Source organism: Shewanella abyssi, from assembly GCF_023284025.1.
In the GTDB taxonomy this organism is placed as follows: Bacteria; Pseudomonadota; Gammaproteobacteria; order Enterobacterales; family Shewanellaceae; genus Shewanella; species Shewanella abyssi.
On record NZ_JAKIKR010000006.1, the window covers coordinates 90,663 to 117,517 of the forward strand.

Genomic DNA, 26,855 nt, shown 5'->3' on the forward strand with positions numbered 1-26,855 from the left:
TCCCAAATGAGCAGATACTCACCGAAAACTGAGTGCGTGATTGAATGTTTCATTCATGCAATGATCTTTAGGATAAACTAAATTGCTAAACCTTTCCGTCGTACCCATAATGCCAATCCTAGGCATGCTGACTGCTAATTTAAATGAACTTATTCGTGGCGAAGCTATTCAATGGCACCCTAAACTAACCATTGGGATCAAAACGTTTAATGTCGCTATTACTGCATTTGCCATTATATGGTTTGCTCTATTAGTTACTGCCATTGATGTCAGCGAGCTGGGGGGCATCATTGCCGGCGTTGAAGTACTTGTGCTATTTTTGGCTGGTATAAGCTTCTACTCTCTGGTCAGTTTGCCGAAGTTTATTCATAGGACAATACAGCTTTGGCTGTATCGATTTGCTTTACCGATCATGTTAATCGGTTCCTTTTGGGTTATTCAGTATGGTTAATTGGGTGCTGTAGTGCGTTATTTCGCGTAAACTCAATCTACTAGATAGTTTTTATTTTGAGGTCGATATGGCAGGAACCGAAAGGCAGCTTACGTTACGATTTTTAGCAGAACCTGCAGACGTTAATTTTGGTGGTAAAGTCCACGGCGGCGCGGTAATGAAGTGGATCGATCTCGCGGGCTACGCTTGTGCTGCGGGTTGGAGTGGTAAATATTGCATAACGGCTTATGCTGGCGGAATTCGTTTTATTAAGCCTATTCACGTTGGTAACATCGTTGAGGTCACTGCGAAGGTTATTTATACCGGCAGAACATCAATGCATTTAGGCATAGATGTGAAGGCCGGCGACCCTAAAACAGCAGCAAGACATCTCACAACACATTGTGTGTTGATTATGGTGGCTGTTGATGATGAAGGTCAGCCGACCCCGGTTCCTGAATGGGTACCGAGTACCAGTGCCGATATCGAATTACGTGGATCTGCAGTGCGCTTAATGGAGATGCGTAAAAAGATTGGTGCGGAGATGGAAGCCCACGTAACCTTATAGGTCTAAATTAATCAAATTTAAATAATAGGAAAGCTAGCATTTGCTGGCTTTTTTATTATCTACTAGAGACTTTTTTGTTTAAGCCAACCACAGTAGAATGCCTTAAAACAACATAGAATTCCCCTACATAATAGGAACAATAATGGCTAAAGTTGCATTTATCGGTTTAGGAGTGATGGGTTATCCCATGGCGGGTCACTTGGTTAAAAATGGCCATGATGTGACGGTATATAACCGTACAGAGTCTAAAGCTAGAGCATGGAGTGAGGAGTTTTCAGGGCAATACTGTTCAACGCCAAAAGCCGCGGCAGCAGGGCAAGATATCGTCTTTGTTTGTGTTGGTAATGATGATGACTTACGACAAGTCACCCTTGGGGAGCAGGGCGTTTTAGCAGGTATGAAACCGGGTGCTATTTTAGTCGATCATACAACGGCTTCAGCAGATGTGGCAAGAGAGATTGCAACTGCCGCAAGTAAAGTTGAAATTGGCTTTATCGATGCGCCGGTATCTGGCGGCCAAGCTGGCGCTGAAAATGGCCTGTTAACGGTCATGGCCGGTGGCGCCGAAGCAACCTTTGATAAAGTAAAAGCGGTTATTGACTCCTATGCACGTTGCGTCGAGCTTCTCGGTGACGTAGGTGCAGGACAATTGACCAAGATGGTTAATCAAATCTGTATTGCTGGTGTGGTACAGGGACTCGCAGAAGGACTGCACTTTGCCCGTAGTGCGGGTTTAGACGGCGAAAAAGTCGTTGAAGTGATCAGTAAAGGCGCGGCGCAATCGTGGCAGATGGAAAATCGCTATCAAACCATGTGGCAGGGCGAATATGATTTTGGCTTTGCCATTGATTGGATGCGCAAGGATTTAGGCATTGCCCTAGAAGAGGCTCGTCGTAATGGCTCACAGCTGCCATTAACCGCGCTGGTAGATCAATTCTATTCAGAGGTTCAAGGCATGGGCGGTAACCGTTGGGATACCTCTAGTTTACTGGCGAGGCTTGAAAAAAACAGGCGTTAACTTGCTGCGGTTAACATAAAAAATGGACTGCCTAGGCAGTCCATTTTTAGTTTAAGCTCAGAATAACACGCTAGAATAGGAGTTATTCAGGTTCAACCACGATATGTTCAAGTTCTACAGCAGCGACTGCGTGTAGCGCATCCATTGTCGCACCCACTAATGAAACCACGCCTTTAGAGGACTCGATGAGTACTGCACGGTTAATGTCACTGAAATCACGATTGTGACGCGCCATAGTCGATAGCGCCATTTGCATCGGTAACATCGACGGGTTAAACGCTGCATTTTCAGCGTAGCGGCCACAATAGGTGGCACCATCTTTAGTCTCTAATACCACGGCTGCATAGTTTTTGGTGTACGGAGCGTAACTAAGACCTGCATGATCGACTGCCTCGATGATCATCGGGTCTGAGCTGTCCAGACTCAGCTCATGCTGCTGCTTGGTTAGCAAGGGCTCTGTGATATTTAGATCGCTCGGACCAAAGGCATAGGGTAGATAATGGGACAGAGGTTGAATTTCTTGTTCAGGAAGGTGGATGTTCACCTTCTGGCCTTCAACCAGCTCATTCATAAATTGGCGACAGTGGCCACAGGGTGAAAAGTTAACGATGACATCTTCAATTTGACGTTCACCACTTAGCCAAGCATGGCTAATCGCGCTCTGCTCTGCGTGCACAGAATGAAACAGCGCTTCGCCAGGTAACTCGAGGTTGGCACCCATGTATATATCGCCGCTTTTGCCTTTTGCTATCGCGCCAACATAAAAATTACTGATAGGTACTCTTGCAAGCGCCGCAGATATTGGCAGTAACGCCAGCAGCAACGCTTGCTCATCCATCTGGGTCGCCGTTTTTAATTCATCAAGTTGCTGAGCATCGATATGCCCAGCAAAGTCTTTATCTAAAATCGGTACGATTGCCGTCGCGAGAGGCTCCGGTAAATTAGCTATGCTTTTCAAAAATCGGTCTTGCATTCGCTACTTCCTTTCAATTAACGCTATTGGAATATCATTCTAGTAAGCTTGTTACATATAGAATGCGACATAGATCGCATTTTATGGCCTAAAAAACCTAAAGACTTCTAAGATAATGACATAAAGCCTGTAATAATTTCTGCTTTGATTCATCTTGCTCAGTTTCTTCAATGATGTTTTCAAGCCTGATCATATAGTCAGGATCATTAAGTCTTGGCTGACAGAATTCACGCCAACGAATGAGCTCTGAATCATCCAGTGTTTCAGGATAATTACGCGCCCGATATCGATACAACATTTCCGGTAAGCGTTCATCGTCAAACGAAAGCTCAAGTGCTGCCAAATTGACGGGCTTAGTATTACGGATCATCTCCATTTTGGCCTTGTCCGCATGACTAAAGAAGCCACCGCTATAAAGCTGAAGATCGCAATCTGTAATGACGCGATCTGACTCGATATCAAAATCAAACACGTCAACCAGCTTCTCTCTTATCTCTGGGTGCTGTCTAAGTCGCTTGTATTGCTCTCTTGCGAATGCCTTATCGATATCAAGACGAGCTGCATTCTCATCGGTTAACGTTTTAGCGCCCGCAAGAAATGGGCTCTTATTGATATGGATCTGCTTAATGCCGATAGGTAGCTCATCTTCGGCTAAATCGTCACGCCTCGTGTACATGCGCTCTCTAATCTGCTCAGCCGTTAACTCAATGAGTGGCGTGACATCCATGGCCAAATTGACACAAATAACCGCATTCTTATTGGTGGAGTGAAAGGCCAGCGGCGCAATTAATGTCGTACAACCATTGAGTGCGCTAATTTTAGAGCTTACATGTACTAGGGGCTTCATCTCCAGCACATCAATAAGCTTACTAACTTCCTGTTTTCGGCGCAGACTGAAGTAGTAATCGAACAGTTTCGGCTGCACTGATTTTATAAGCTTAGCCATCGCAATGGTGGCATAAACATCCGACATGGCATCGTGGGCTTTCTCGTGACTAAGGCCATTGGCAACCGTGAGCTGTTCAAGTTTAAAACTGGGCGAGCCATCTTCTTTTTGTGGCCAGTTTATTCCATCGGGTCTAAATGCATAGCAAGCACGGACTAAATCAATGATATCCCAGCGACTATTGCCGTTTTGCCACTCTCTAGCATAGGGGTCGAAGAAGTTGCGATAGAAGCCATAGCGGGTGACTTCATCGTCAAACCGAATTGAGTTATAACCGACAACACAGGTGTTTTCTTGGCTGAATTGATGGTTGATTTTAGCCATGAATTCAGCTTCTGGCATCCCTTTCATATTGGCCAGTTGCGGGGTGATCCCGGTGATCAAAATGGCTTCTGGCGATGGCAGGTAGTCGTTTGCAAGCTTACAATAAAAGGTCACTGGCTCCTCAATAATGTTGAGGTCCATGTCTGTCCTGACGCCAGCAAATTGAGACGGTCTGTCTTTTGCTGGGTTTGCACCGAATGTCTCGTAATCGTGCCAATATAAAGTAGGTTGTTTCTTAGCGTTTTTCATAGTTCACTTATGTATCAAAAATATGGTTATTTCTTTTAAATATCAAATATTAAGAATGAATTAGGTTCGTTTCTGTTCAACCTTGAAATACAGTGTTAAAATAAAGTTGTGCATCATAATGTGCATCACGAATGTTAACAATGTGCATCACGCGAAGGTTGGTCAAATGGCATTATCTGATAGTAAATTAAGGAATATAAAAGCACCTTACCACGGCCCCATTGAGATTGCTGATCGTGATGGTTTAAGTGTACGAATTACCAAGAATGCTGTCATTGCCTTTTATTATCGCTTTCGTTGGCAAGCTAAGCAACAGCGAATCAAAATTGGTCGCTACCCGGATCTCAAACTTGCCGAGGCTCGTGCAACCGCGCTGGAGTATAGACAGCTGTTAGTTGACAATTTGGACCCTCGTTGCCACGGCGTTAATAGAGGTGCAGCGCGGCTGCTTGGCGATATCAGCAATGACTTTATGAAAGCATACGCTTACCCTCAGCTATCGCCAACGACTGTTGTTCTGTATGAAAGCTTTATCTCCAAGTACATAGTGCCTAATTTCAATATCGATGTTGAGCGATACAGGTACACGGAATGGATTAAGTTACTTGATGGTGTAAGAGAAGAAACGACAGCCGCAAACGCTGGCAGTATTCTTAAGCGTTTAAAAACGGTTATACGTTGGTCAAAAGCGCGTGGTGAAATTAAGTCATCAGCCTGCTTAGATATACCCATTAAGGCTATAGGTGCTCACCAGTCGCGCAGAGAGCGCGTATTAGAGTGGGGCGAGGTGGCAGGGTTATGGCGCCAAGTTGAAGCGAGTAGGGCGACACCTAAAACCAAAGCCTGCGTAAAGCTGCTTATCCTAACAGGTGCTCGAAACGCCGAGATAAGAGGGGCTAAACGCTGCGAGTTTGATCTTGATAAAGCCATCTGGATATTGCCTAAAGAACGCTCTAAGACGGGCAAAATGATTCGGCGTCCGTTAAGCAACCAAAGCATCAGTATCATTGAGTCGTTAGATTTTATTTATGGGCAAGACCGGCATTTCTTGATTGAGGGATTAAGCCAGGATAAAGCGCTTTCAACTCATGCGCTAAATCGATACGTACAACGTCTAAATGAACAGCTCGATTATCCTCACTTTGTACCGCACGATTTCCGGCGAACAATATCAACTCGACTGAGTGAGAATAAAATAATGCCCCATGTCACTGAAAAGATGTTGGGCCATGAGTTGGGTGGGATCATGGCTATTTACAACAAGCATGATTGGTATGATGAGCAGATAATTGCCTATCAGTTATATTGGGATTTGTTGAAAAAGCATATTCTGCAGGGTTAGTGGGTTATAGTAGCCCAATGCTATTTAACACTTTCAATAGCATACATTGATTACAGTTCTATGCTAGCTTATGCCGAAACTAGGGGGTGAGCATATATTCTGGTTCGTATTGTATGAATCAGAAAAGTAAACCCGTTTTAGATATACACAGAACTTGACCCTATGGTTCGTTACTTAGGCTAGACAGGTAATGTAATCCTTTTGTAAAAAGTTTGTTTAATAGGGTATTACGAGAGAAAATTTAACAGCTCGAATAATGGAGAATTAAAATGTCTGTTGGCTATTCAATTCGTATAGATTTTGACACTACACAAGAGCGTCCTGAGCGCGTATTTAATGCAATGGCGATGTATGTGGAGGGTTTCAATGAATTACAAGAGGCATTTATCCGTGGATACGGTAACAATATTGAGTTTAGGTCTTCACTAGACAGCACTCGCGAAGGTTCATGTATTGCTGATATTTGCCTTCATATTAAAGATAAAGTACGCAACGCAAATTTCAATAATATATTTGATGGAATTTACGAGGGTGTGAGGAAAGAAATATCAACCACAAGTAAGGTTGATTCTGAAAATGATATCCGCATTTTCGCCGACAATGTATATACATCTGCCGCAGCTAACGAAGAAGAGTTCAAACAGTTTACATGCCAAGGTGATGCCCATTTACTTGACATAGCTGACGCATTAAACAAGATATATAAAGCTAAAGGTTTTCTCACACCAGAGGATATCGTTCAATTTGGGCGTAAATTAGACTTTATTGATATAAGTGAGGGCTTTGCTTGCCCTCGTAATGGAGATCAGATTTTTGAAGATACGATTCAGCCTTTCCCATCTATAGAAGTCTTCATAGTTAGACGCCCTTCATATGTCGAGAATCTTCAATGGGACTTTGAGTGTAGTACTCGTAAACCCAGAACATTTAGTGCGAAAATGCTAGATGAAAAATGGTTTACAAAATGGTCAAACCATCAAGAACAAATATGGCCTGGCGATGCTTTACATGTACAAGTAAGAACGAAGCACAAATCTAATAAATTCAAAAAGAAAGTGACTTTCGAAACTGAGGTCTTGAAAGTAATTAGTGTTGTACCTCAGAATGAAGTTGAGCAATTCATATTGGGTTTAGAAAATGACTAGAACTTATGATGTAGCTAAAAAAGAAGCGGTATTTATTGCTTTACCTTTGTTGGTACTGTTCATAATTAAAATACTTAGTGATGATTTGGTGTCATTCGTTAAGCTTTCTGACTTTTCTTTGGCAACCTCGATCATGTATGGGCAATTATTGGCTAAGACGCTAGATGTACCAGATAAAAACAAAAAAGGTGGAAGGTTTAGCACTTATCAGGTGTACATATTCACGGTATCAATTATCTCTATGACTATGTACATCGGCTTTCAGGTATTACCTGATATCAATTTTTATTTTTACGTGTTTCAAATTTTTATTTTCCTACTCGGTATCATCTTCTACATACCGCTCTCAACGCTTATGAGTGACCTTCGGGAAGGTTAACTGACCTAGCCAAACCTTTCTTATTCATCGGAAAACGGTGAAGACAAACGATTGGTGATAATTCGGGCTGCCTAATTTAGGAGTTGTGAAGTCTTCGGTGTTCTAAAAGATACCGACATGACATGACATGATGGGTCGGCGCTGGAAGATTGTAAGTCCCCCACAATTATTGTCTGGTATTACACTTTTAGGGATTCAATCCGAGTTAGATATTAAAACTTCAAAACATTTGCTTAACCCTGCTTGAGCGGTAACTAGAATAAAATAGTAATTAACAGGCGATTACCGCCAAACTGATATTTGTAGGGAATGACGAAAAAGTTGTTTTTTTTCAGGTAATAACAAGGTTTTTTATGGGTATACTCATTTGATTGTGCGATACTTGCGCTTTTAATAATCACGAACTCAATGAATATGCCCGTCTTAGAAACTCTAGCCTCGAAGGCTCTCTTAACATTAACAACTTCTATTGTAAAGAAATTCACCGACTTTGGTTGGACAAAAATAGCTGATGAAATTAGTGCTTCTTTCGATGAAAATTCTATTCGTAATTACTGTAATGCATGCGAAGAATATATAAATATTAGGACACTCTATTCCAGTCAATGTGACGTATTTATCGATGATGTTTACGTGCCGTTGTTCATGTCGCCAATGAATGATCCAGAACAAAAATTTGAAATAACCAATTTGAATTTTTACAGCGAAGGTATTACGAGCATTATTGGCCGTGCCGGTCAAGGTAAATCGACCTTTTTAAGGAAAATGCTAATAAATGAATTTAAAAATGGCAGGTATCTACCTGTTTTTTTTGAACTAAAGTACTTTGGTGAAGGACAACTGTTAATTGACTTAATTGTAGATTGGTTTGGTCGTCACAATGTGAGTACAAATAAGAAAGGTATCGAAAGACTGTTCAAAAGTGGATATATCAAGCTTTTTCTAGATGGGTTTGATGAAATGCCGCCAAGTATAAGAGAAGAAGCTCTGGGCAAGATTAAGGATTTTTCCAGGTTATACCCCAAAACGACAATTATAGTTACAACAAGACCTGATACGATAATTACCACTGAACCGTTTGTTAGCAATTATCAGGTTTTAGATCTGGAAGTTGAGCACATTCGACTGTTATTTGAAAATATATCCTGTCATGATTTGGATTCAGTTAGTGAAGCTATGGCGCAAATTGAGAATAACCCAAATATAAAAAAAGTCGCTGCAACCCCTATACTGGCAATTCTTTTATTTTTGACTTTTAAGGCTTGGTCAAAGATACCTGACAATCTATCTGATTTTTATAAAAAAGTGTTTTTAACTTTGCTTACTCATCACGATAGCTTAAAACCAGGTAAAAAAATTGATAGGGGGATAGACATTCCACTAAACGATTTTCAAATCGAAGAAGTGTTCTCTAATTTTAGTTTCCTCAGTTTTAGCGAAGAAATGTACGACTTCACCCATGAAGAGGCGAGTAAATTTGCTGAGATTGCTCTCGATGAAGCCTGCTATGACAATGTTGAACCTACGAAGTTAATTAATATAATTAAACAATGCACTGGCATCTTGTGTAATAACGGTTATGACAAGATTGTCTATTCTCATAAATCACTGCAAGAGTACTTTACGTCGGTGTACATAGCACGACAGGATCTTGATGATAAGGCTATTTTTTATAAAGAATGCCACAGAGGAGATGAGGAAACCAAATATAAAGAAGTCTTAGCTTTTTTATCTGGTATAGACACCAAAGAATATACAAAGTACTACCATATTCCTTGTTTCAACTCGATTTTTGATCCAAAAGATATCAAAAATGTGACTCGCAAGGAGTGGATTAAGGGTGCATATAAAGTAATGGAAGGTGTCCATTTATCATTTACTCAAGACATTTTGGACCATCCTAGTGTAGGTTTGGCCGTAGGTAAGGCTATCGATAAAAAGGCCAGTAATATTTATGAACTCAAAATTTTTCACCCTATTGTAATGAGCGTATTTGCAACGAACTCTAGCAAAATGTATGTTGAAAATAATCACGAGACCCTAGTACAAGAGATAGATAAGCTTGATAAAGGTGATGGCGTAATAGTTCCTTTGATAGAAGTTTTAGATGTACTCCCGAATAACCACAGGCTTGATTTTGAGAAAATTCTAATAGAAATAATGAATCGGAGTATTGTAAAAGAGCATGAAGCGTTAATAGATTTTTGCTTTAAGAAGGAAAGACCAAGCTTACTCAAGACTGCATTTAAACGGAAAAAAGATAGTGAAAGTATTATTGCTTAACCACTAATTATAAAAGGGCTCTATGGAGCCTTTTTAATCGAAATAAAACTACAAGATTTACAAACCCGATGTATGTATCGTTAGTCCGTCGAATTTTCCTAGTGATAAGCCATAAGATAACAAAAAACAGTACCATGGAAACGGATAAATTTTAGTATGGTAAAACATACTAGCAAGATGTGAACGAGCTTTTACTCTGCCTGATAATGTGGCAGTAAAAGCCTAGATAAACTGTCAGTTTTAGCTACATAGCTACATAGCAACTTAAAACTGACAGATTGCATCTAAATGAGCTTTTTACCCGTTAATGCACCTCTTGCTTTCTCTCAATGAATGCAATTATTTCGGTTTGTCTATATTGCTTTAAGCCATTTTGGATTAAACACAGCGGTCTAACGATCTTGGTAAAATCAGGGTCCTTAACCACTTTAGTGTAAAACTTTGCCCTGCTAACGCTAAGAATTTTCATGGTTTGTGTGGCTGATAGTAATTTTTCATCTATCAAATAGTTTTTGATAGGTGCATCTTCAGATTGAAATTTAGTTGAATCCATTGCTTTGTCCTTAGGCTGCAGCTGCAGCGATTGTTTTAATGCAAATGTAAGGTAGGTTTGCTCGGGTAAGAGCCTCGGCAAACTGTGGTGGCACGCTGTTGCCCACTCTGGCAACTTGTCGTTTTTTGGTGGTTTTTCCGTTGTAGTCCTTAATGATGTATTCAGGTTTAAAGCCTTGGCAGGCAAACAACTCGTGTGGTTCCAACATACGCATACCAATATCAATGATTTGATAGGGTTCACCTTTTATCATTACCAAGCCAAATCGGTCGTTAGTGGTGATGGTGTGCAGAGGTTGATCACACGGTACGCCGTCTTGTTCGTTACCGTAATATTTGATAAAGAAAGCTTTTACTTCGCCAATGTGTAAACCACCTGCGGTAATTGTGTGCACGGGTTCGTTAGTGGCATGACCTATATTGGTGCCTCTTAGTTTTATCATGTGGCTGGTTACTAACTGAGATTTATCAACCCCAGCAGTGATAGTGCCTAGTGGATCATTGATGGAATGGCCTATGCTGTTCCCAAATTGGCGGCACACAACCGGTGATACAACAGCAAAGTGACCGCCTTTTACTTCAGCACAAATGGTGCGTAGCGGTTCATTAACTGGCATATTTCGTTGACTGCTGGCATTGGCGTGTTCGGTGATAAATGGTGCTATATCATGACTAGGTACAATAAATGGCTCTTTGGCATCGATGATGAATTTTTGTATGCCTTTGGCTATTCGCTTCATGGTGTTTTCAGCTAATGGCTTTTTACGGCCAAAGATAGATTTGCAGGGCAGAGACCAATCGATACATTCTGCGGCGGTTCTGTATGGCAGCAACTCACCACTTGTCACCTGATCACTACCTGGTGCTGCGTGGGTTGGCTGCGGCCAAACGATAGGGAGTCCATCACAGCGAGCCACCATAAATAAACGTTTGCGAATGGTTGGTGAACCATAGTCACAGGCGCGCATTTCACGCCACTCAACCTTATAACCTAAACCTTTTATGAGCTGGCTAATGTCGGTCAGGCCTAGCACATCGATACATTCAGCTAGTGCAGGGTGATTTGCATTAATGCCAGTCGATAATATATTAACGAATGCTTTAAAGGTTTCACTTTTACGTTCCGGGCATGGCTTGGCCGTTTGGGTTTGCTCACATTCAATGACTGGCCCCCACGTTTTAAACTCTTCTACATTTTCTAGCATGATGACTTTTGGGCGAGTCAGCAGCGCCCAACGAATCACTACCCAAGCTAGGCCGCGAATTTGTTTGCTTACGGGTTTACCGCCTTTAGCTTTACTAAAGTGCTTGCAGTCAGGCGAGAACCAAGCCAAATCAACAGGCTTACCGGCTGTAGCTTGGACTGGGTTCACGTCAAAAACAGATTCGCAATAGTGCAGGGTGTCTGGGTGGTTTACTGAATGCATGGCAATGGCGTCTTGGTCATGATTAATAGCAATATCAACACTACGACCTAATGCCCAGCTTATTCCTTCAGAAGCACCGCCACCCCCTGCAAAGTTATCGACTATTAGACCGTTCATGCTACTTCTCCCATTGGTTCACATTTATCAAGCATGGCGTTGAGTTCGGTTAATACATCACTGTGCTTGTGTTGTAATAACAACAACTCATTAGCGCGTTCGCAGAGGTGGCGGTGACGATAATTACTAATTTTTTCTGGGTAAGCAGCGAAAGCCTTTTCGACTAGCTCAAATACCTCATTGGGCCAAACTGATTTGGTTTGATTATCTTTTTCTGTCTCCCGGGCAATTTGCTCTTCAATGTCAATTTGCGTGTTTTGTTGTGGCTCTACAGTCATCCTTATATTGGCCGCTAACTCGACAATTCGCTGGGTGAGACTTTGCTTAACTTCTTGTTCAGAATCCCCATTGAGTAAGCAGTGATTGGCAAAGGCTTCAAATTCACTCTCTACATCAAATGCAGTGTTTGCAGTGATTAACTCCTTGCTCAAGCTGTTTTCACTATCAAGGTAGTCATTCCAAGCTCTAGTCACGCAGAAAGTAATTGAAAATGCCGATGCGATAGGCTGCGTTCTGTTTTGATTATCACCTGGTGCTTTTACTTGTGCTGCAGCTTCGACCATATCAAGCATGATTTGGCCATCTCGCAGTAGATCATCGCGATTGATGTAACCCATGCGTTCGCCTTGCCATTCTTTATCAAATACGGCTATGGCACAGGCAAAACCAGCGCTTGATGCTTCCTGTTTTTTATCAGCCGGTTTAAACCATTCTGGCAAGTCAAAGCTAATGCGGCCACGAATAAAGCAGACGTGATCGGCATCTTCGGGCCACCAAACTTCCGATGTTGCCGATTTAATGACGTAAACCATTTTCGCGCCTTTATCACGCTCTATTAGCGTTTTTTTGATGATACTGCGCATGCCTGTTACTGCGTTGCCATCTTCTATACTGGCGCGGGAGTAGGGCGGGTTTGCATAGGCTTTGCCGCCTTTAAGTTCGGCAGTCCAATCTTGGGTTAGGGCGTTATCTTCTACTGTGTAAAACTTAGGGCATTTGTTGTTACTACCATCGGTGAATAGGTCCAGTACAAACGGGCCGTACTTAGCAAATACGCCCCAAAACAATGCAGGCGGTGTTTGCCACTGATCGCCGACTTCTTTCAAATAGTGTTGTGTTTGCTGCTTTAGCTTGGCTAGCCTTTGGGCGTAGCTACTTGGCGCTGTTGTTGTCTTTGTCATAATGCTGTTCCTTAGCTTGCACTTGATGCTTTGTTATCACTTAACTGATTAGGGTTACTGGTGTAGCCAAAACGCGCCCAATCAAGTTCTTTGACCTGTTCGATATTGCTGGCGACCTCTTCGAGCCGTTCTTGGGCTCTGACCAGGTTTGAAACTTCAATACCAAAGCGAGCGGCAGCGCGTTCAACTGGTAGCGCGTTGACATAATGCTCAATGAGGGCTTTCTTTTGCGGCTCAGAGTTCATCTTGGTGAACTTTTGGATCAGCAGCTGCATTCGCTCGATAGGCTCATGGCCTGCTAGTAGATAGTTCATTGCTTATCCCTCTAGTTGTCGCATTGCAACACGCTCGATTATTGTCTGGTGTTCACTCATCATTCTTTGTTTGGCTTGCTCATTCAGCGCTATTAAGCGGGTGAAAGTGGCACGTTCATGGGGCCAGCACTTAATGGCTTGGTGATGGCTTTGTATTTGTTTTTCGAACCATTCAAGTGCCCATGTTAAATCTTGCTCGGCTAGAAGTTGGTCGTAATGTTGCTGGTGCCTTACCTGCTTCATCAATCTGCTTACGCGGTTAGTTGATGTAGGTTTGTCTGATGACTCCATACATTAATTACTCCGGTTATCCCTTGCTTGGGTTCGGTATAGCGAAGGCTAAACAGTTGCCCAAGCTCGCCTGCGTGATGCATGTACTGTTGTTGGAATGCTTGGCTTGGGTGGTTATAAGCTAAGTACTTAGCCAATTTAGATGCTCTATGTTGTACTCGTGGACAATCTATCGGTTGAGATATGCCTTGTGATTTCGCCATTAAGCAAGCAAAACGAATCGCAACTAAAAGACGAAACTCAGTGCGTTGCTTGGGTGTTGTTTGTACTTTAGTTAGAATCATTTTGCTTACCGGTTAGATAACTTGACTATAAAGTTAAGTTATCTTGACTTTATAGTCAAGTCATTGTGTTTATAAAACTTGATTTTTATGTTTATTTGAATCTTAAGAAGCTAAGAGATATGGATAGAAGAAAGACAAAAGTGGGAAAAAGTTTGTTTACATCTTGTTTATCAGCTTTAGTCATATCTCATCTAGTGTGAGACGAAAAATTCAAGAAATGACCTCACTGTTCGCCAAAAAAGGACTAGAGTGCTTCATTCCTAACACCTCAATACAGCTGTGTACCTACACAGTCGTATTGGCTTTTCCAACAAATCAAGCCAAAAAATCAACAATTATTCCCACTTTACTATTGTGGGGTGTGAATAAACTATGTAAATTCAGTAGCATGAAAGTGTGCGACCTTGAATAGCTGAAATAGCAGGCAAGTAAAATGTGCGACTAAGTTTTATCAGTAGGTGTATTGGATACAATTTGGTTTAATTTGTCGTAATGCATTGTATTGATACATATGTAAGGCTTGATGCCCGTGCACGCTTTCTCGAGTGGACTTGGCAAAACGCGCAGGTCGTATATACAAATGTTAGCTTTTTTCTACCCTGGAGATAAATTTGAGTTTTAACAAACAAGATATGACAGTTCGTTTTGACGAAACGGCTACTTTTTTTGATGGCTGTCTATATGTAGATATTGATTATACCGATGATCAAAAAGCAGTCAGTGTTACGGTAGGTTTTGATGGGTTCGACTCTCAAACTGTTACCCTAGAGCGAGGTCAAGCACATGTATTTAACTTTGGCCTTATTTTTGAATTTAGAATTTTTAAAATTGAAAGTTATACAGTGAACATTCAAATCGGGGAAAAAAAAGTTAGTAATAGTATCAATAGTGTTTTAGCTAATTCAGATATATTTAGCGTACCTGATTCGGATGAAAAATTTTCTTCGAGTGAAATAGATGAACTTAAATCTAAATTGGAATCTATGGAGAGTGAGTTGCACTCTATGTACAAATTTACTAAAGAAGAAGCTGATTTTACTAGAAAAGCGTTCGATTTAATAAATAAAAATCTTGAAAGTAGTAGTAAAACCAGTTGGAGACAAACAACATATAGCATTATAACTAGCGTCGCGTGTGCAGTAGCTCCGGAGCATTTTGAACAAGTTGCAAGCCTGTACGGTACAGCGAAAGAACACATCATTCCGGTTTTTAATGCATTAACAAACAAAAGCTAACCATTATTTTCCGCTTAGCAAGGCGTTATGTTTCATAAGGAATCAGAGTGAGACGATTATCTGCAATATTAATACTACTATGCATCACATATTTCATTGGTGGCTGGATCGCCGTTCATTTCGGACTTTTTGATAAAGATGTCTATTTCTCTTATGCGGGAATTGTTGGTGGCTTAGCCTCTGTTGTTGGTTTATTTGCCTTTACAAAGCCTGCTTTAACCAAGACTGATCTTCAAGAGATTGAAATGGATTCTTTAAGGTCTATTGCCAAAACAACTGATGAGTTGAGAGGTTTAGAAGAAACCAGAGCAAAGACAAAAGAAGAACTAGGTGATTTAGCAGTTCAAAAGAAAGCGATGGAATTGCTAGTCAAAAAAGCTAGCTTAGCTCTATTCCTTAAAGAACAATATTCACATCTTGAGAAAAAAGTAATTGAAGAGGTATCTTCTAATACTGAGCTTAATGAGAGTCTTGAAAAATTAAAGGAAGTATCTCAAAAACTTAATGCTTTGAATGAAGAAATTGATAGAGATCCTAATGTTAGTCAACTCAAAGATATTTTGAGTACAGCAAGTCGTCGTGAGCCAACATTGGATGATGCAATTGAACAAATGCCTTCTATTGCTAAATTGACTTTTATAGTAATTAGGGAAATGGGCTTGGTAATCACAAACCTTACCCGTGCAATCAAATGAAACATAACAAGAAGCTCAACCAGACAGCTAAAGCTGTCGCATTTTTTTCAAACCGCAGCAAAAAAACTGCGCCAGCACGCTGCTGGTTAGCTTAGCGTTAGAGCTTAAGGAGTATTCATGACTGAATCTGTAAATGAAATGCCAGAAAGCAGCAAAAGTGCAAAGGTAGTCCGAGGCGCAATGCAAGCTGTAGGCGGGGCTGTTCCACTTGTTGGAGGTGTTTTCTCTGCAATTTCGGGAGCGTGGTCTGAAAATGAACAAGATAAGGTAAATAAATTTTTTGAGCACTGGGTAAAAATGCTTGAGGATGAGTTAAAAGAAAAAGAAGAAACGATTATTGAAATAATGGCTCGTTTAAATTTACAAGATGAAGCAATTGCAAAGCGTGTTGAAAGTAGATCCTACCAATCATTGTTAAAGAAAACATTCCGAGAATGGTCTTGCGCTGAGAGTGAAGAGAAGCGTGAATATATACGTAATATATTATCAAATGCGGCGGGAAGCTCTGTATCGAGTGATGATGTAGTTCGCATGTTCATTGACTGGATTAATCAATACTCGGAGTTACATTTTCAGGTAATCGGATCAATATATAATACTAACGGAATTACTCGAGGCCAAATCTGGGAGAAAGTTGGTAAAAACCGAGTTCGCGAAGATTCTGCTGATGCTGACTTATATAAACTATTAATCCGAGATTTAAGTACTGGTGGTATAATTCGACAATACCGAGAAACTGACTATCATGGAAACTTTATTCCTAAGTCTACACAACGCAGATCTAAAGGAAGTGGTCCTAAGCCTGCAGTTTCAGCTTTTGATAATGTGGAGGGCTATGAACTTACCGCATTAGGTCAACAATTCATACATTATGCAATGACTGATTTGCCATTAAGAATCGAGTTTTCTGGTGCTTAAGCTCTAGCAAGGCAATTAAACGGAACTAAAACTGTGGGTTAGGTTTCGCTACACATTATAACCCACCATTTTAGTCCACTTATTGCGGCGTTATACAATTTAAAGGTTACCTATATTTATGAGCATGAAAAAAGAGCTGATATTAATTGAATATGATGAAAAGCAACGATTGTACTCTCAATTTTCTCTATCGATAGCGTCACTAATTAATACGTTATTAAGTGCATCTGAAATTGATGCTCATTCAGTGAACTCTAGAGTTAAAGAAAGAAGCAGTTTACAGAAAAAGATTGATAAAAAAGATAAATATAAATCCTTGTCAGAATTAACTGATATCGTTGGCATCAGAATTATTACTCATTACTCTGATGATGTTGACCTAATTGCTGATTTAATTGAGAAAGAGTTTTTAATTGATGTTGAAAATTCAATAGATAAAAGAGCTAGCTTAGATCCTGACAGATTCGGATACCTATCTTTACATTATGTTGCTGAAATATCAGAAAGTCGATCAGGTTTACCTGAATATAGGGGGTTTAAATCGTTGAAATTTGAGATTCAAATCCGTTCTATTTTACAGCACACATGGGCGGAAATTGAACATGATATTGGTTATAAATCAAAAATAGAAATTCCCAAGCAAGTACGTCGTAAATTTTCACAATTAGCCGGCCTACTTGAGTTAGCTGATGATCAATTTATTCAAATTAGAAATGAACTAGATAGTTATGAAAACGATGTACACGAGTCAATAGAGAAAACCCCTCAGTTTGTGAGTATTGATAAGGTATCTCTGTATAATTATGCCAACACAAGTAATTTTTTAAATCTACTAGATTTAGAAATCGCAGAAATAATTGGTGTTGAACTTGTTGACTCAACAAAAGATAAAGCTGCAAGTCATGTTAAATATTCGAACTATTTTGGTATCGAAAGTATATCTGAAATTGAAGAATCATTAGAACTGAATAGAGGTTTAATTATACAGCGAGCTAAAGATGTTTATGTTACGAAAACTGATGAGACAAAATTAAGCAAAGGGATCTCCATCTTTTATATGTATCAAGTATTAGGCTCGAAAATAAAAACAGAAGAAGAAATTTTAAAATTTTTAGATGAAATGAAATTGAGTTCAACTGATGAACGAAATGATTTTGCTTCATATTTGCATAGTTTTGGAAAGTAAATTGTATACCAAATTGCTTAAGCGGGAAATAACAGTTGCCCATCGCTTCGCGATTATATCCAACCTTTCTTTTCCGCTTAGCAAGGCGTTACCTCACAACCGGAAACCAATCCAAATCGAATGCATTAGAATTAATAGTCTAACGCGTTTATGTCCAATTTAGTTATATCAACACCGAGTACCAAAAAACTTTGCCGATCACTTTGATATGTTTTAGGGCATCTGCTTCGTAGCGTTCGTCGGGATATTCGTCAATGTTATAACTACGCAAGCGAAGTCCATTACCTGGTAGTCTGTAAAGCATCTTTACGCGTAACATGCCGTCATGGTTAATGGCGTACATCTTACCGTCTACAATATTGATTGCGGCAGTATCAATACCTACTGTTGAACCGTGGGGTAATACCGGCTCCATGCTATTACCACTGACTTTAACGCAAGCGGCGTTATAGGTGTCTACGTTTTGTCGTTTTAAGGTCGATTTAGCAAATCGAAGTTTAGGCCCTTTATATTCGACTGCCTCAGTAATACCTTCTCCAGCAGCTAGCTCTACTTCCATGTAAAAGGGTACCTCTACTTCATCTTGGCCCAATGGGCTACCGTTGTCCCATGGTTCAAATCCACCGGCCCACTCAGCATTCTTTTCTACTTTTGGGCTTTCTACTCCATATAACAAATACTCAGGAGTGCATCCTAGCGCTTTAGCTAATCCATGAAGATTCTCACCTCTTGGAGAGGTTGAACCTGACTCCCAAAGCGAGATAGTGGCTTTTGTAACGCCGATTGTTTTAGCAATTGCTGGTTGAGTGAATTTCCCAGCCTTGCGACATTCTTTAATTCGTTCATTCATCATAGTAAAGCAATCTTAACTTAATGCTGGTTAAGTTTCCTATTCTGTTGTTGACTTCGTGGTCAAGTTTTCTTAACCTTTGTTTTGGTCATATATTGGAGTCTTAGATGAAGACAAAAGATGCAATTTCGTACTTTGGGAATAAATGCTCACTCGCTGGAGCGCTTAAGTTATCTAAATCAGCCATAAGTCAGTGGCCTGAAGATGTCCCTGAGCTTCGCGCTTATCAAATTGAGCGTTTAACGAATGGCGAGTTAACCGCCGTTCCTCAGCCGAATCATTCTGACAATGCAGCTTAACCACTGACATTAACTTTAATAGGAAAAAGGAAAGTTTGCATGAAAACACAATCACGTTTGGCTTTTTTGATGAAAGCTGTGCATCGGGTGTTGGAGCAACCACGGATGACGCGTTTTGCTTTTGCGATGGATGTTGTTGCTGCAGTTGAACGTTTGGACATGCTTGAGCTATTGGCTGCAGAGGGCGTTACTTTTGCAAATACCGATGACGTTCATAACGATGCACGAGTGAATGCGCAGAAGTTGTTTCGATGGCTGGGGCAGTACGAGGGCCAGCATCCAATCGTTGATCGGTTGTTTTATGTTGAGCAAGCGATCGTATCTGCTATGCCAACTCATTTACGAGTTAACTATCTCAATGATGTTTATAGCGCTGCAGGGGTGACAGTGATTGCTGATCAGCGACCAGATAACAACGTGTTAAAGCCTGTGGATATGGCAGTGGCATTAACTAAAGAGAATGCAGAGGCTCAGGTGGCTGTGATCCATTTAGGCGAAGCGCCATCAAATGAGTTAGTAGCTAATGCTCACCGGGAGTTAAGAGAGTCTGCTGCAACTACGCAAGCATCAATGGTGCTTTTGGAGCAAGAGTACCCGTTCTTAGTTAGCAAGCTTGCTAAAGAACAGAGGTAGTGGCTGTGATGAATCAGTTTAGTGATAACCGTTTAATTGAAAGAGTGAAGAGGGGATTCGCCGATGTTATATGACGCTGGTGAACGTTGATTAAAGACATAAGAAAGCCCGCTTAAGTTTGGCGACCGAACGGGCTTAATACCTACAAGAGGCAAGAGTATGTTACTGAGACAAGGGTGTTTCGTCAATTTTTACGCATTGTGGGGGAATCCTACATGAGCATGGAATTGATGGTTAAAGCGATGAAAGCCAAAGTGGGCAACCCTTTGCGCAAGTTAGTGCTAATTAAACTGGCTGATAATGCGAGTGATTCTGGCGAGTGTTGGCCGAGTTATCAGCATATTGCTGAGCAGTGCGAGATCGCCAAAAGTACCGTTAGAAAGCACATCAAGGAACTAGAGGAGGCGGGACTTCTTACTATCACTAATCGCAAAGGGCCAAAGGGAAATAGTTCGAATCTTTACATTTTGACCCTATGCCGACAGATAGCACCCCCTGTGCCGTCAGATAACACAGGTATGCCGTCAGATAGCACAAGGGGTATGCCGTCAGATAGCACCGGAATCAGTCACTCTTTTGAACCAGTCAATGAACCTTTAAAAGATATAGCGACTCGTTCAAAAAAATCAGCGGTTGATAAGTTAGATTTTTCAAGCTGGCCAGCTATGCCAACGGTTCAAGTTTTGGCTGACTGGATTGCTATGCGCAAAGATAAAAAAGCAAAACTAAATCAAACGGCGATTAACCGTCTTGCTAAGCATTTGCATGATGCGGTTGCTGCTGGGTTTTCTGTTGAGGATTGCATTGCGACTTGTGCAACGCGGGGTTGGGTAGGCTTTGAGGCGAAATGGTTGATTAATGCGGGCATGGGGAGCAGCGGTGGCAAATCTAGCCCGTTGTTGATTCCGACTCACTCGCAAGCCAACGCTGAGCAGTTTAATTCTTACGATCAAGACTTTGACACGGAGCTATAACGATGCAAACCATGATGAATACAAACACTGTACTGAGTTCTATGTTGCGCAAACTGCGTTGTCCTGATCATATTAAACCCTGCAGCCGTTCGCATATCGAACAGCTCAAGTCAGAGGATGAACACGAGTCTTTTAAGCGTCACCAGTTGCAGATTTTGAACAAATTAAGCGGTAAATCTGGCCTCAATACTCGTTTTTTAGAATGTACATTTGATAATTACTTTACCAGTTGCCCTGGGCAAATTAAGGCGCTTGATATTGCTCGTAAGTATGCCCATCGTTTTGTTGAATTGCGGCTGATGGGTAAGGGCTTTTTGTTTACGGGTACACCGGGTACTGGTAAAAACCACCTCGCTAGCGCTATTGCTAATGAACTGATTTCTCGCAATCACTCTGTTGTGTTGATGAGCGTGATGGACGTGTTTGCTCGAGCTAGGGAGTCGTATGGAAAAAATGGATTAACGGAAGAGCGTTTACTTGCTGAGTTTGTATCGCCGGATTTATTGATCATCGATGAGATAGGTTTACAGCGTGGTTCATTAGATGAACTGCTTTGGTTCACTAGGATCCTTGATAAGCGCTTGTATGCAAAAAAACCAACGGGATTTATCACCAATTTAGATAAGACCGGTTTGCAAGATTTGCTTGGCGAACGAGCTTATGAGCGCTTACAAGATGCAGCTAGTGTTTTAGTTAAATTTGAATGGAAGAGTTTCAGGGGAAAAAAAGAGGCCATAACTCATGACAGCTAGCGGTGTCGATATTGGCAAATTGAATGATGCCGCGATTAGGCGTTGGCTAAAAGGTGGGGTGACTCGTGATTTTAGAGATCCGCGTTTTCCTGAGTTGCGGTTACGTGCCAATGCTGACCGGGCTAAAGCAAGTGTGTTTTTGGTGTTAAATGAGAGTGGTAAGACTAAATGGGACAAAATTGCGACCTGGCCAAGTGCGTGTATAAAAACCTTGAGTGGTGATCTGCCGGTGATGCTGGCTAAAAGGAGTGTTGGCAATATGGTGACCGGTCAATTTGAAACTGTGGGCTGTTTACTCACTTGGTACCAATCGCACATTAAGAACAATTCAACCTACAGTAGCAGCTGGCGCAGTAACGTAAGTTCCTTGATTAGATGCCACTTGTTGCCACGCTTGGGCTCGCTTTCTTTGGCTTCTATCAGCTTTGTTGAACTTGATGCTCGTTTAGTTAAAACCATGCTTAAAGATGAGTTTGCCCCTAATTACATTCGTGAGGCAGTAAACAAATTAAAGGTGGCGTTCTCTGCTGCAGCAAAGCTGCGGTTGATATCTACCAATCCGATCGCCGGTTACCAAGTTACCGACTCAATTAAGCTTAATGGCGCCAAAGATACCCGTCTATTTGAAACTGATTTGACTGAGTTATTTGCTCGCTTGAGTGATTCAGCTATGCCGGTGACGATGCTCTTTGTGTTGATGATGATGTTTGGTACTCGGATTAATGAGACTCGACAAGCGCGGTGGGAATACTTTGCCGGTGATACTTGGGTGATCCCTGCTAGTCACGCCAAGAATAAGCAAGAACATAGAATGCCATTAACTCAATCGGCCAAGGCGCTGATTAACCATTACCGACAGTGGCAACTCAAGCATGTTGGTAAGCGCTCAATCTTATTCCCTGGTGTTAAAGGGCCAATCTCGATCCGTACCGCTCATGATTGGAATACCCAAATTAGGTTTAAATATTTTACCAGCCATGATCTGCGCATTCTGTTTAGGACCATGTTGGCTGACTTGGGTGTCGATACCATGATTGGCGAGCGATTGGTTAACCATGCATTGCCGGTGCTTTTGCGTACCTACGTTAAATCAACTTTGGATAAAGGGATGAGCCAAGCGCTAGAGCAATATCACGCCTATTTGATTGAACGTGGTTTTTCTTCTGTTGCGCCTGAGATATTGCCTAGATCACTTGCTGATCATGGGAGTGCTCAAACGCCTATGGCTAGTGGGTGGGTTTAATAATGACTGCATCATTACTAATAGAGTATGCAATTAGAGAGTTTTGGGGGATTTAATGGCTAAACGTGGCGCTGATTTACTGAGAACGGCTCGTATGCTGAGAGGGTTTACCCAAGATGAAGTGGCTCAGACATATGGTGTAAGCGCTAAAACTTATCGCAATTGGGAACGGGGCAATACATCGGTTTCATACGATGATCTGTCAGCGATTTGTGAGCAGGTATTCCACATGCCGTTAGCCAAAGTGACGGAGGTCGCCAGCCATGCAGCATGATTTACCGATTGAGCCCATGATGAACATCAAGCAGCTACGCGTAGAGTTAAAAGCTTGGGGGCGTTATTGGGCTAGCCAAGAACAAGGGCAGGGCTATGCAAGTCGTAGCGCTTGCGACCGCTTAAGTGAACCGTTCACGCCGAGAGGGTGTGGCGGTACCCGCGATCATATACCGCCTGATCACATCAATCGTTATGACATGAAAGTCTATTGCCTGGCACACGATTGTCGCCGAGCGTTACGGGCGCAATACATCTGCAAAGGACAGTGGCCATTGATGGGATTTGATACCGAGAAGACATTTTTGTATTGGTTGAGGCGTGCTGAGATAGCACTAACGTGTTGATAGTATGGATTTTAAACAGGTGAAAAAAAGAACGGGTCCTTCTGACTCGAGACACTGCGGGGGCGGGGACGCGCAGTGCTTCACTACATATGAGTTTTTCTTAGGGTTGGTTGTTGTTTTAATGGTTGCGATCTAACCCTTGCTGAATTCAACTAACTAATTTGTTAGCTCGCAACTGATTTTGTTAAAGTTTTAATCGTTTTCGATACTGGTTTAGTAGCCGATTACATTGTGATCTAACATACCAACTTAGCGATCCTTTATAGAATAATTTAGATTCTCACATGCAATATCGTGAGCATTTGGTGAGGAGGTCTTGTAACTCATCCGTTAGCGATCGCTAAATTACACTCTAATTTGATTTACTAAAGCTAATTTTGTGGCAAGGTGGATTTGAAAACAAACTCCCTATGGTATGCAAGGTAGATTTTTTGTTGGTAGGTAAATGAACCTATATTGAAAGGGTAGGGAACACCCCAGGCCTTAAGGATATTGCGGATATGTGGTTCTATAATCAGTAACTCGCCATTATCGGAAAATGATATCCACCCTCGATCATAAAGGCGGTCAATATGAGGAGAAAACAGAAAACCGTTATAGCCATCTAGCTTTTCTAGGTTATTAGAGTTACGCCATGGTTTACTGTGGCTAGCAACTAAAAATCGCTTGTCATCTAAGCCTGTAACACGACATTTTGACTCCAATAACTCTAAGTTGCGCCGATACTTACCTTGCCCTCTGCGTGACTTTATCAGCTGTTCTTTCTCTGTCTGCATTAAAGATATATCTTGTTCTATCTGCTGAACAATTGTGTTCTCTTGCTTATCTCTTAGTATTTCTTCCGCATCGACGTCGATTTTAGTTTTATTCTTTTGGCCTGCTAAGGAATAAAGCAGTAGAGCTAGTTCGTCAGTAATACTCGCTAAGTAGCAACTTTGGTTTCCGTTACCATTTTGCTGAATTGGGGCATACTTACTCGCAAGTAGTGGTCGGATTTGAGCTATATGATCTTTTGCTCTAAATGGTATATCAATCATTTTCCATTTAACTTTGACTAACCAGCCTTCGTTGTTCCAATTATCGCCTTTACTTCCAAACTCGCTTGGCTTTGATGCTGATGCGCAAGAATCAACTACTTCACCTATCGCTCGAATCTCTGCAAAAGCAAATGAGAACACGATATCGCCAACAGATGTTTTTGGCATATTATTATAACTGTTGTTATTGGCGCCATTAGCGTTCTTTTTTGGCGACCAGATGTACCCACCGTCGATTTCCTCTCGATGTGTTTGTTTGTGATTTACCCACCAGTAGCGCATTCATGGCCTCGTTAATTTCGTAGAAGTAGGGACGTAATCAAATCAACTTATTTCTGTACTGAAATGATTGAATACTAGATGTTATCTTAAACGAACAAAATTGACTAAGCCATTCAAGATTAGTGGACCTTGATTAGGTCTTTTGGCTATGTAACTTTGTTTTAGAACTATCCTTAAGAAAGTACATTAATCCAAGGAAGGGATATGAAAATACTTCTAACGTTCTTAGTGCTTCTATCATTCAACGTAACAGCCACAGTCAAGGTATCGAATGCTGATGTTGTTAGTATCTATGATGGTGACTCTTTCACTGTAAATATCAAAGAATGGCCTGACATAGTAGGGCGCAGGATACCGATCCGTATCTATGGCATAGACACCCCTGAACTAAGAGGGAAGTGCCAAGCAGAAAAGGAGCTAGCAAGATTAGCGAAACAGTTCACAGTGCAAGCCTTAAGAGAGGCTGAAGTAATTGAGCTGAAGGATATCCAGAGGGGAAAGTATTTCAGATTGATAGCTGATGTATACCTAGACGGTAAGAGTCTATCCAACATGATTCTAGAAGCTAATCACGCTCGGTTATACGTAGGCGGCAAGCGTGAATCGTGGTGTAACTGATTATCCTAATCTAGAAATTCCTGCTTTAGTTTTTATCCCCTTATCGCAAATCACTTAAGCGATAACTATTCACTTCCAACTCATCACTAAAGTGATAACTAAACCTTAATTAAATTCCCTCATCACATTTTAGGTCGATTGTTACCGCTTTTCGGTCGAATACTACCTTTTTAATGCCCTTTAAAACGGGTAGATTTATATACGCTCCATAACGTCTTGTTTGTAGGATTATGCTTTATCGCCTTTTATGGCTCCTTTAATAGGAGCCATTTTTTTTGGCCGAAAAAGACCTATTCAAACAGAAGTAGTAGCCCTCTATCTCATTTAGTGAGTCCCAAATGAATATCTCTCAAAAACTGATGGCCCTTGGCTTAGCTTCGGTAGTGGCATTTGGTGGTGCAACTTTAGTTGTTCCGCATGAGGGCCAAGTATTAGAAACGTATATTGATCCTGCTGGTGTGCTCACCAGTTGTTATGGCCATACCGGACCAGAGTTGAAGCCACGGCAGTTTTTCACCGAGCGACAGTGCTTGGAAAGCTTAGCCGATGATCTGTCACAGTTTGATCGGCAGCTGCGGCGGCTAACGTATCCCATCACTTTGACCGATGGCGAACATGCCGCTTATTTGAGTTTTATCTACAACGTGGGAGCTGGGGCGTTTAAAGACTCGACGTTGCGAGCAAAATTATTAGCCGGTCAGCGGGTTGGTGCCTGTAATGAATTGCCACGCTGGGTTTATGCCAAGGGTAAAAAGTTACCAGGATTAATCAAGCGCCGCGAGTCGGAGCGTCAAATCTGTTTAGGGGAGCTTATTGATGTGGCAAAAATTAATCACTAGGGGTGGGTCATTCCATTTATATTTTATCGGTTTGCTGATCCTCATGTTGGTTGGGTTAGGTGCTGCGCTCAAGTTTAGTCAAGCCGAGGTCGCAATTAAGGCTGGCAAAATTGAAACCTTGAGTCTAGCCAATACGGTGTTGGTCGGTGATCTAGAAGCAGTCGCCAACAAAGTTAAGCAGATTGAATTTCAAAAGGAACAGCTGCGGCTTGAGGCTGAAAATGTTTCAAAGCTAAACCAGCAGAACGCTAAGGCCAAAGTGGCTATCGAAGTGGCTTTTCGGCATCAAAGTAAATTGCTAGATGAGATCCGGGGATCACCAAATGAGACTGTTAAAAAGTGGGCCAATACTGTTATGCCTATTGATGCTACTCGCTTGCTCAAGCAAGCCGCCTATTGCGCGCACCCTGATCACCACTCAGACCCAATATGTATTAGCGCCAGCGGAAATGATCAGCCAATGCTTACCGCCACCGTTGAATACACCTTCTGAGCAATTTTCTAACGATTTGCATCTTGAATACAGCTTGTTACTGCTAAACGTTCTCGCTAAGTGCGAGGCTGATTGGGTAAGGCTGCGCCATTGGCGGGAGTCACATAATGATAAATGATCCAACCACACAAAAAGCGGTTTCAACTGCGGCCTATAGTGCCTCGTTCACTACCGCTGCAGGAGGAGCCGTTTCAGTGAATGAGTTAGCCCTATGGATAGGCATATTATTTGCGGCGTTAACCTTTGTGATCAATTGGGTTTACCAGGCGAAAAAGAACAGGCGAGATGTGGAAGTGAAAGACTTAGAGAAAGAGCTGATTAAAGCCAAGATAGATAAATTGGCAGAAACATAATTGTT

33 protein-coding genes are annotated in these 26,855 nt (G+C 41.5%); 23 read left to right on the forward strand and 10 right to left on the reverse strand.

Annotation, left to right across the window (positions count from 1 at the left end):
- Positions 1 to 82: 82 nt before the first annotated feature.
- The 3 genes from L2755_RS04530 (at position 83) to L2755_RS04540 (ending at position 2,016) form a co-directional block, all read left to right on the forward strand.
- Positions 83 to 451 carry a hypothetical protein gene (locus L2755_RS04530; protein WP_248979553.1) on the forward strand — a complete coding sequence of 123 codons (369 nt, stop codon included), beginning with the start codon at positions 83 to 85 and terminating at the stop codon, positions 449 to 451.
- 67 nt (positions 452 to 518) lie between these two features.
- Positions 519 to 998, forward strand: a complete 480-nt coding sequence (locus tag L2755_RS04535; RefSeq protein ID WP_248979554.1) for an acyl-CoA thioesterase — start codon at positions 519 to 521, stop codon at positions 996 to 998.
- Between the two features lie 142 nt (positions 999 to 1,140).
- A complete protein-coding gene (locus tag L2755_RS04540; RefSeq protein WP_248979555.1) occupies positions 1,141 to 2,016 on the forward strand; it encodes an NAD(P)-dependent oxidoreductase in 876 nt (291 codons plus the stop codon).
- An 82-nt stretch (positions 2,017 to 2,098) separates the two neighbouring features.
- Here L2755_RS04540 and cdd read toward each other — a convergent pair whose 3' ends face one another.
- Together cdd and sbcB are read right to left on the reverse strand one after the other, a co-directional pair.
- Positions 2,099 to 2,989 carry a cytidine deaminase gene (gene cdd / locus L2755_RS04545; RefSeq protein WP_248979556.1) on the reverse strand — a complete coding sequence of 297 codons (891 nt, stop codon included), beginning with the start codon at positions 2,987 to 2,989 and terminating at the stop codon, positions 2,099 to 2,101.
- Between the two features lie 97 nt (positions 2,990 to 3,086).
- On the reverse strand, positions 3,087 to 4,508 hold the full coding sequence (gene sbcB / locus L2755_RS04550) for an exodeoxyribonuclease I (protein WP_248979557.1): 1,422 nt from the start codon (positions 4,506 to 4,508) through the stop codon (positions 3,087 to 3,089).
- Positions 4,509 to 4,674: 166 nt separating this feature from the next.
- Between sbcB and L2755_RS04555 the strand changes: the two genes are divergently transcribed.
- From L2755_RS04555 to L2755_RS04570, 4 genes are all read left to right on the forward strand, one after another.
- On the forward strand, positions 4,675 to 5,850 hold the full coding sequence (locus tag L2755_RS04555; RefSeq protein WP_248979558.1) for a tyrosine-type recombinase/integrase: 1,176 nt from the start codon (positions 4,675 to 4,677) through the stop codon (positions 5,848 to 5,850).
- A 269-nt stretch (positions 5,851 to 6,119) separates the two neighbouring features.
- The gene (locus L2755_RS04560; RefSeq protein ID WP_248979559.1) at positions 6,120 to 6,995 is read left to right on the forward strand and encodes a hypothetical protein; all 876 of its coding nucleotides are present in this window, start codon (positions 6,120 to 6,122) and stop codon (positions 6,993 to 6,995) included.
- A complete protein-coding gene (locus L2755_RS04565) occupies positions 6,988 to 7,374 on the forward strand; it encodes a hypothetical protein (protein ID WP_248979560.1) in 387 nt (128 codons plus the stop codon). The genes L2755_RS04560 and L2755_RS04565 overlap by 8 nt, the downstream gene beginning before the upstream one ends.
- A gap of 408 nt (positions 7,375 to 7,782) precedes the next feature.
- Entirely contained in the window at positions 7,783 to 9,657 is a 1,875-nt protein-coding gene (locus L2755_RS04570; protein WP_248979561.1) for an NACHT domain-containing protein, read from the forward strand.
- 304 nt (positions 9,658 to 9,961) lie between these two features.
- Here L2755_RS04570 and L2755_RS04575 read toward each other — a convergent pair whose 3' ends face one another.
- The 6 genes from L2755_RS04575 to L2755_RS04600 are packed head-to-tail and all read right to left on the reverse strand — an operon-like array spanning position 9,962 to position 13,823.
- The gene (locus L2755_RS04575) at positions 9,962 to 10,210 is read right to left on the reverse strand and encodes a hypothetical protein (protein WP_248979562.1); all 249 of its coding nucleotides are present in this window, start codon (positions 10,208 to 10,210) and stop codon (positions 9,962 to 9,964) included.
- 10 nt (positions 10,211 to 10,220) lie between these two features.
- Positions 10,221 to 11,753, reverse strand: a complete 1,533-nt coding sequence (locus L2755_RS04580; protein WP_248979563.1) for a DNA cytosine methyltransferase — start codon at positions 11,751 to 11,753, stop codon at positions 10,221 to 10,223.
- Positions 11,750 to 12,934, reverse strand: a complete 1,185-nt coding sequence (locus tag L2755_RS04585) for a phage N-6-adenine-methyltransferase (RefSeq protein ID WP_248979564.1) — start codon at positions 12,932 to 12,934, stop codon at positions 11,750 to 11,752. Before L2755_RS04585 ends, L2755_RS04580 begins: the two co-directional genes overlap by 4 nt.
- A gap of 11 nt (positions 12,935 to 12,945) precedes the next feature.
- Positions 12,946 to 13,248 carry a hypothetical protein gene (locus L2755_RS04590; protein WP_248979565.1) on the reverse strand — a complete coding sequence of 101 codons (303 nt, stop codon included), beginning with the start codon at positions 13,246 to 13,248 and terminating at the stop codon, positions 12,946 to 12,948.
- A gap of 3 nt (positions 13,249 to 13,251) precedes the next feature.
- A complete protein-coding gene (locus tag L2755_RS04595) occupies positions 13,252 to 13,491 on the reverse strand; it encodes a hypothetical protein (protein WP_248979566.1) in 240 nt (79 codons plus the stop codon).
- 8 nt (positions 13,492 to 13,499) lie between these two features.
- Positions 13,500 to 13,823, reverse strand: coding sequence for a hypothetical protein (locus L2755_RS04600; RefSeq protein WP_248979567.1), 324 nt, complete (start codon positions 13,821 to 13,823; stop codon positions 13,500 to 13,502).
- Positions 13,824 to 14,434: 611 nt separating this feature from the next.
- On the opposite strand from L2755_RS04600, the gene L2755_RS04605 reads away from it, so the two are divergent.
- From L2755_RS04605 to L2755_RS04620, 4 genes are all read left to right on the forward strand, one after another.
- Complete coding sequence (locus L2755_RS04605; RefSeq protein WP_248979568.1) at positions 14,435 to 15,058, forward strand: hypothetical protein; 624 nt, start codon at positions 14,435 to 14,437, stop codon at positions 15,056 to 15,058.
- A 47-nt stretch (positions 15,059 to 15,105) separates the two neighbouring features.
- Positions 15,106 to 15,753, forward strand: a complete 648-nt coding sequence (locus L2755_RS04610; protein ID WP_248979569.1) for a hypothetical protein — start codon at positions 15,106 to 15,108, stop codon at positions 15,751 to 15,753.
- A 117-nt stretch (positions 15,754 to 15,870) separates the two neighbouring features.
- On the forward strand, positions 15,871 to 16,671 hold the full coding sequence (locus L2755_RS04615) for a hypothetical protein (RefSeq protein WP_248979570.1): 801 nt from the start codon (positions 15,871 to 15,873) through the stop codon (positions 16,669 to 16,671).
- Between the two features lie 118 nt (positions 16,672 to 16,789).
- Positions 16,790 to 17,857, forward strand: a complete 1,068-nt coding sequence (locus L2755_RS04620) for a GTP pyrophosphokinase (protein ID WP_248979571.1) — start codon at positions 16,790 to 16,792, stop codon at positions 17,855 to 17,857.
- 163 nt (positions 17,858 to 18,020) lie between these two features.
- On the opposite strand, the gene L2755_RS04625 is transcribed toward L2755_RS04620, so the two are convergent.
- Positions 18,021 to 18,710, reverse strand: a complete 690-nt coding sequence (locus L2755_RS04625; RefSeq protein ID WP_248979572.1) for a S24 family peptidase — start codon at positions 18,708 to 18,710, stop codon at positions 18,021 to 18,023.
- 104 nt (positions 18,711 to 18,814) lie between these two features.
- Here L2755_RS04625 and L2755_RS04630 point away from each other — a divergent pair, with 104 nt between their 5' ends.
- The 7 genes from L2755_RS04630 to L2755_RS04660 all read left to right on the forward strand — a co-directional run bounded on the left by L2755_RS04630 (position 18,815) and on the right by L2755_RS04660 (position 23,228).
- Positions 18,815 to 19,006, forward strand: a complete 192-nt coding sequence (locus L2755_RS04630; protein ID WP_248979573.1) for a Cro/CI family transcriptional regulator — start codon at positions 18,815 to 18,817, stop codon at positions 19,004 to 19,006.
- A gap of 39 nt (positions 19,007 to 19,045) precedes the next feature.
- Entirely contained in the window at positions 19,046 to 19,639 is a 594-nt protein-coding gene (locus tag L2755_RS04635; protein WP_248979574.1) for a toxin YdaT family protein, read from the forward strand.
- 215 nt (positions 19,640 to 19,854) lie between these two features.
- Entirely contained in the window at positions 19,855 to 20,613 is a 759-nt protein-coding gene (locus tag L2755_RS04640) for a helix-turn-helix domain-containing protein (RefSeq protein WP_248979575.1), read from the forward strand.
- A gap of 11 nt (positions 20,614 to 20,624) precedes the next feature.
- Positions 20,625 to 21,365: an ATP-binding protein gene (locus tag L2755_RS04645; protein ID WP_248979576.1), complete on the forward strand. Its 741-nt coding sequence runs from the start codon at positions 20,625 to 20,627 to the stop codon at positions 21,363 to 21,365.
- A complete protein-coding gene (locus tag L2755_RS04650) occupies positions 21,355 to 22,608 on the forward strand; it encodes a tyrosine-type recombinase/integrase (protein WP_248979577.1) in 1,254 nt (417 codons plus the stop codon). Before L2755_RS04645 ends, L2755_RS04650 begins: the two co-directional genes overlap by 11 nt.
- Positions 22,609 to 22,663: 55 nt before the next feature.
- Complete coding sequence (locus L2755_RS04655) at positions 22,664 to 22,882, forward strand: helix-turn-helix domain-containing protein (protein WP_248979578.1); 219 nt, start codon at positions 22,664 to 22,666, stop codon at positions 22,880 to 22,882.
- Entirely contained in the window at positions 22,872 to 23,228 is a 357-nt protein-coding gene (locus tag L2755_RS04660; protein ID WP_248979579.1) for a hypothetical protein, read from the forward strand. Before L2755_RS04655 ends, L2755_RS04660 begins: the two co-directional genes overlap by 11 nt.
- Before the next feature lie 371 nt (positions 23,229 to 23,599).
- On the opposite strand, the gene L2755_RS04665 is transcribed toward L2755_RS04660, so the two are convergent.
- On the reverse strand, positions 23,600 to 24,547 hold the full coding sequence (locus L2755_RS04665; RefSeq protein ID WP_248979580.1) for an HNH endonuclease: 948 nt from the start codon (positions 24,545 to 24,547) through the stop codon (positions 23,600 to 23,602).
- Positions 24,548 to 24,751: 204 nt separating this feature from the next.
- On the opposite strand from L2755_RS04665, the gene L2755_RS04670 reads away from it, so the two are divergent.
- From L2755_RS04670 to L2755_RS04685, 5 genes are all read left to right on the forward strand, one after another.
- On the forward strand, positions 24,752 to 25,165 hold the full coding sequence (locus L2755_RS04670; protein ID WP_248979581.1) for a thermonuclease family protein: 414 nt from the start codon (positions 24,752 to 24,754) through the stop codon (positions 25,163 to 25,165).
- Between the two features lie 338 nt (positions 25,166 to 25,503).
- Positions 25,504 to 26,004, forward strand: coding sequence for a lysozyme (locus L2755_RS04675; protein WP_248979582.1), 501 nt, complete (start codon positions 25,504 to 25,506; stop codon positions 26,002 to 26,004).
- A complete protein-coding gene (locus L2755_RS04680; RefSeq protein ID WP_248979583.1) occupies positions 25,982 to 26,497 on the forward strand; it encodes a hypothetical protein in 516 nt (171 codons plus the stop codon). The genes L2755_RS04675 and L2755_RS04680 overlap by 23 nt, the downstream gene beginning before the upstream one ends.
- Positions 26,415 to 26,615: an Rz1-like lysis system protein LysC gene (gene lysC / locus L2755_RS22360; protein WP_428847775.1), complete on the forward strand. Its 201-nt coding sequence runs from the start codon at positions 26,415 to 26,417 to the stop codon at positions 26,613 to 26,615. Before L2755_RS04680 ends, lysC begins: the two co-directional genes overlap by 83 nt.
- Entirely contained in the window at positions 26,605 to 26,850 is a 246-nt protein-coding gene (locus L2755_RS04685; RefSeq protein WP_202285089.1) for an HP1 family phage holin, read from the forward strand. Before lysC ends, L2755_RS04685 begins: the two co-directional genes overlap by 11 nt.
- The last annotated feature ends 5 nt before the right edge of the window (positions 26,851 to 26,855 follow it).

Excerpts from the sequence above, each read along its gene's own strand:
- L2755_RS04595 (WP_248979566.1), bottom strand. The coding sequence starts at position 13,491 with ATGAAGCAGGTAAGGCACCAGCAACATTACGACCAACTTCTAGCCGAG.
- L2755_RS04635 (WP_248979574.1), top strand. The coding sequence starts at position 19,046 with ATGAAAACACAATCACGTTTGGCTTTTTTGATGAAAGCTGTGCATCGG.
- L2755_RS04640 (WP_248979575.1), top strand. The coding sequence starts at position 19,855 with ATGAGCATGGAATTGATGGTTAAAGCGATGAAAGCCAAAGTGGGCAAC.
- L2755_RS04660 (WP_248979579.1), top strand. The coding sequence starts at position 22,872 with ATGCAGCATGATTTACCGATTGAGCCCATGATGAACATCAAGCAGCTA.
- L2755_RS04565 (WP_248979560.1), top strand. The coding sequence starts at position 6,988 with ATGACTAGAACTTATGATGTAGCTAAAAAAGAAGCGGTATTTATTGCT.
- L2755_RS04650 (WP_248979577.1), top strand. The coding sequence starts at position 21,355 with ATGACAGCTAGCGGTGTCGATATTGGCAAATTGAATGATGCCGCGATT.
- L2755_RS04675 (WP_248979582.1), top strand. The coding sequence starts at position 25,504 with ATGAATATCTCTCAAAAACTGATGGCCCTTGGCTTAGCTTCGGTAGTG.
- L2755_RS04575 (WP_248979562.1), bottom strand. The coding sequence starts at position 10,210 with ATGGATTCAACTAAATTTCAATCTGAAGATGCACCTATCAAAAACTAT.
- L2755_RS04585 (WP_248979564.1), bottom strand. The coding sequence starts at position 12,934 with ATGACAAAGACAACAACAGCGCCAAGTAGCTACGCCCAAAGGCTAGCC.
- L2755_RS04630 (WP_248979573.1), top strand. The coding sequence starts at position 18,815 with ATGAAGACAAAAGATGCAATTTCGTACTTTGGGAATAAATGCTCACTC.
- L2755_RS04590 (WP_248979565.1), bottom strand. The coding sequence starts at position 13,248 with ATGAACTATCTACTAGCAGGCCATGAGCCTATCGAGCGAATGCAGCTG.
- L2755_RS04680 (WP_248979583.1), top strand. The coding sequence starts at position 25,982 with ATGTGGCAAAAATTAATCACTAGGGGTGGGTCATTCCATTTATATTTT.
- L2755_RS04560 (WP_248979559.1), top strand. The coding sequence starts at position 6,120 with ATGTCTGTTGGCTATTCAATTCGTATAGATTTTGACACTACACAAGAG.
- L2755_RS04580 (WP_248979563.1), bottom strand. The coding sequence starts at position 11,753 with ATGAACGGTCTAATAGTCGATAACTTTGCAGGGGGTGGCGGTGCTTCT.
- L2755_RS04540 (WP_248979555.1), top strand. The coding sequence starts at position 1,141 with ATGGCTAAAGTTGCATTTATCGGTTTAGGAGTGATGGGTTATCCCATG.
- L2755_RS04685 (WP_202285089.1), top strand. The coding sequence starts at position 26,605 with ATGATAAATGATCCAACCACACAAAAAGCGGTTTCAACTGCGGCCTAT.
- L2755_RS04625 (WP_248979572.1), bottom strand. The coding sequence starts at position 18,710 with ATGATGAATGAACGAATTAAAGAATGTCGCAAGGCTGGGAAATTCACT.
- L2755_RS04620 (WP_248979571.1), top strand. The coding sequence starts at position 16,790 with ATGAGCATGAAAAAAGAGCTGATATTAATTGAATATGATGAAAAGCAA.
- L2755_RS04555 (WP_248979558.1), top strand. The coding sequence starts at position 4,675 with ATGGCATTATCTGATAGTAAATTAAGGAATATAAAAGCACCTTACCAC.
- L2755_RS04665 (WP_248979580.1), bottom strand. The coding sequence starts at position 24,547 with ATGCGCTACTGGTGGGTAAATCACAAACAAACACATCGAGAGGAAATC.
- L2755_RS04615 (WP_248979570.1), top strand. The coding sequence starts at position 15,871 with ATGACTGAATCTGTAAATGAAATGCCAGAAAGCAGCAAAAGTGCAAAG.
- cdd (WP_248979556.1), bottom strand. The coding sequence starts at position 2,989 with ATGCAAGACCGATTTTTGAAAAGCATAGCTAATTTACCGGAGCCTCTC.
- L2755_RS04670 (WP_248979581.1), top strand. The coding sequence starts at position 24,752 with ATGAAAATACTTCTAACGTTCTTAGTGCTTCTATCATTCAACGTAACA.
- L2755_RS04655 (WP_248979578.1), top strand. The coding sequence starts at position 22,664 with ATGGCTAAACGTGGCGCTGATTTACTGAGAACGGCTCGTATGCTGAGA.
- L2755_RS04600 (WP_248979567.1), bottom strand. The coding sequence starts at position 13,823 with ATGATTCTAACTAAAGTACAAACAACACCCAAGCAACGCACTGAGTTT.
- sbcB (WP_248979557.1), bottom strand. The coding sequence starts at position 4,508 with ATGAAAAACGCTAAGAAACAACCTACTTTATATTGGCACGATTACGAG.
- L2755_RS04570 (WP_248979561.1), top strand. The coding sequence starts at position 7,783 with ATGAATATGCCCGTCTTAGAAACTCTAGCCTCGAAGGCTCTCTTAACA.
- L2755_RS04535 (WP_248979554.1), top strand. The coding sequence starts at position 519 with ATGGCAGGAACCGAAAGGCAGCTTACGTTACGATTTTTAGCAGAACCT.
- L2755_RS04645 (WP_248979576.1), top strand. The coding sequence starts at position 20,625 with ATGATGAATACAAACACTGTACTGAGTTCTATGTTGCGCAAACTGCGT.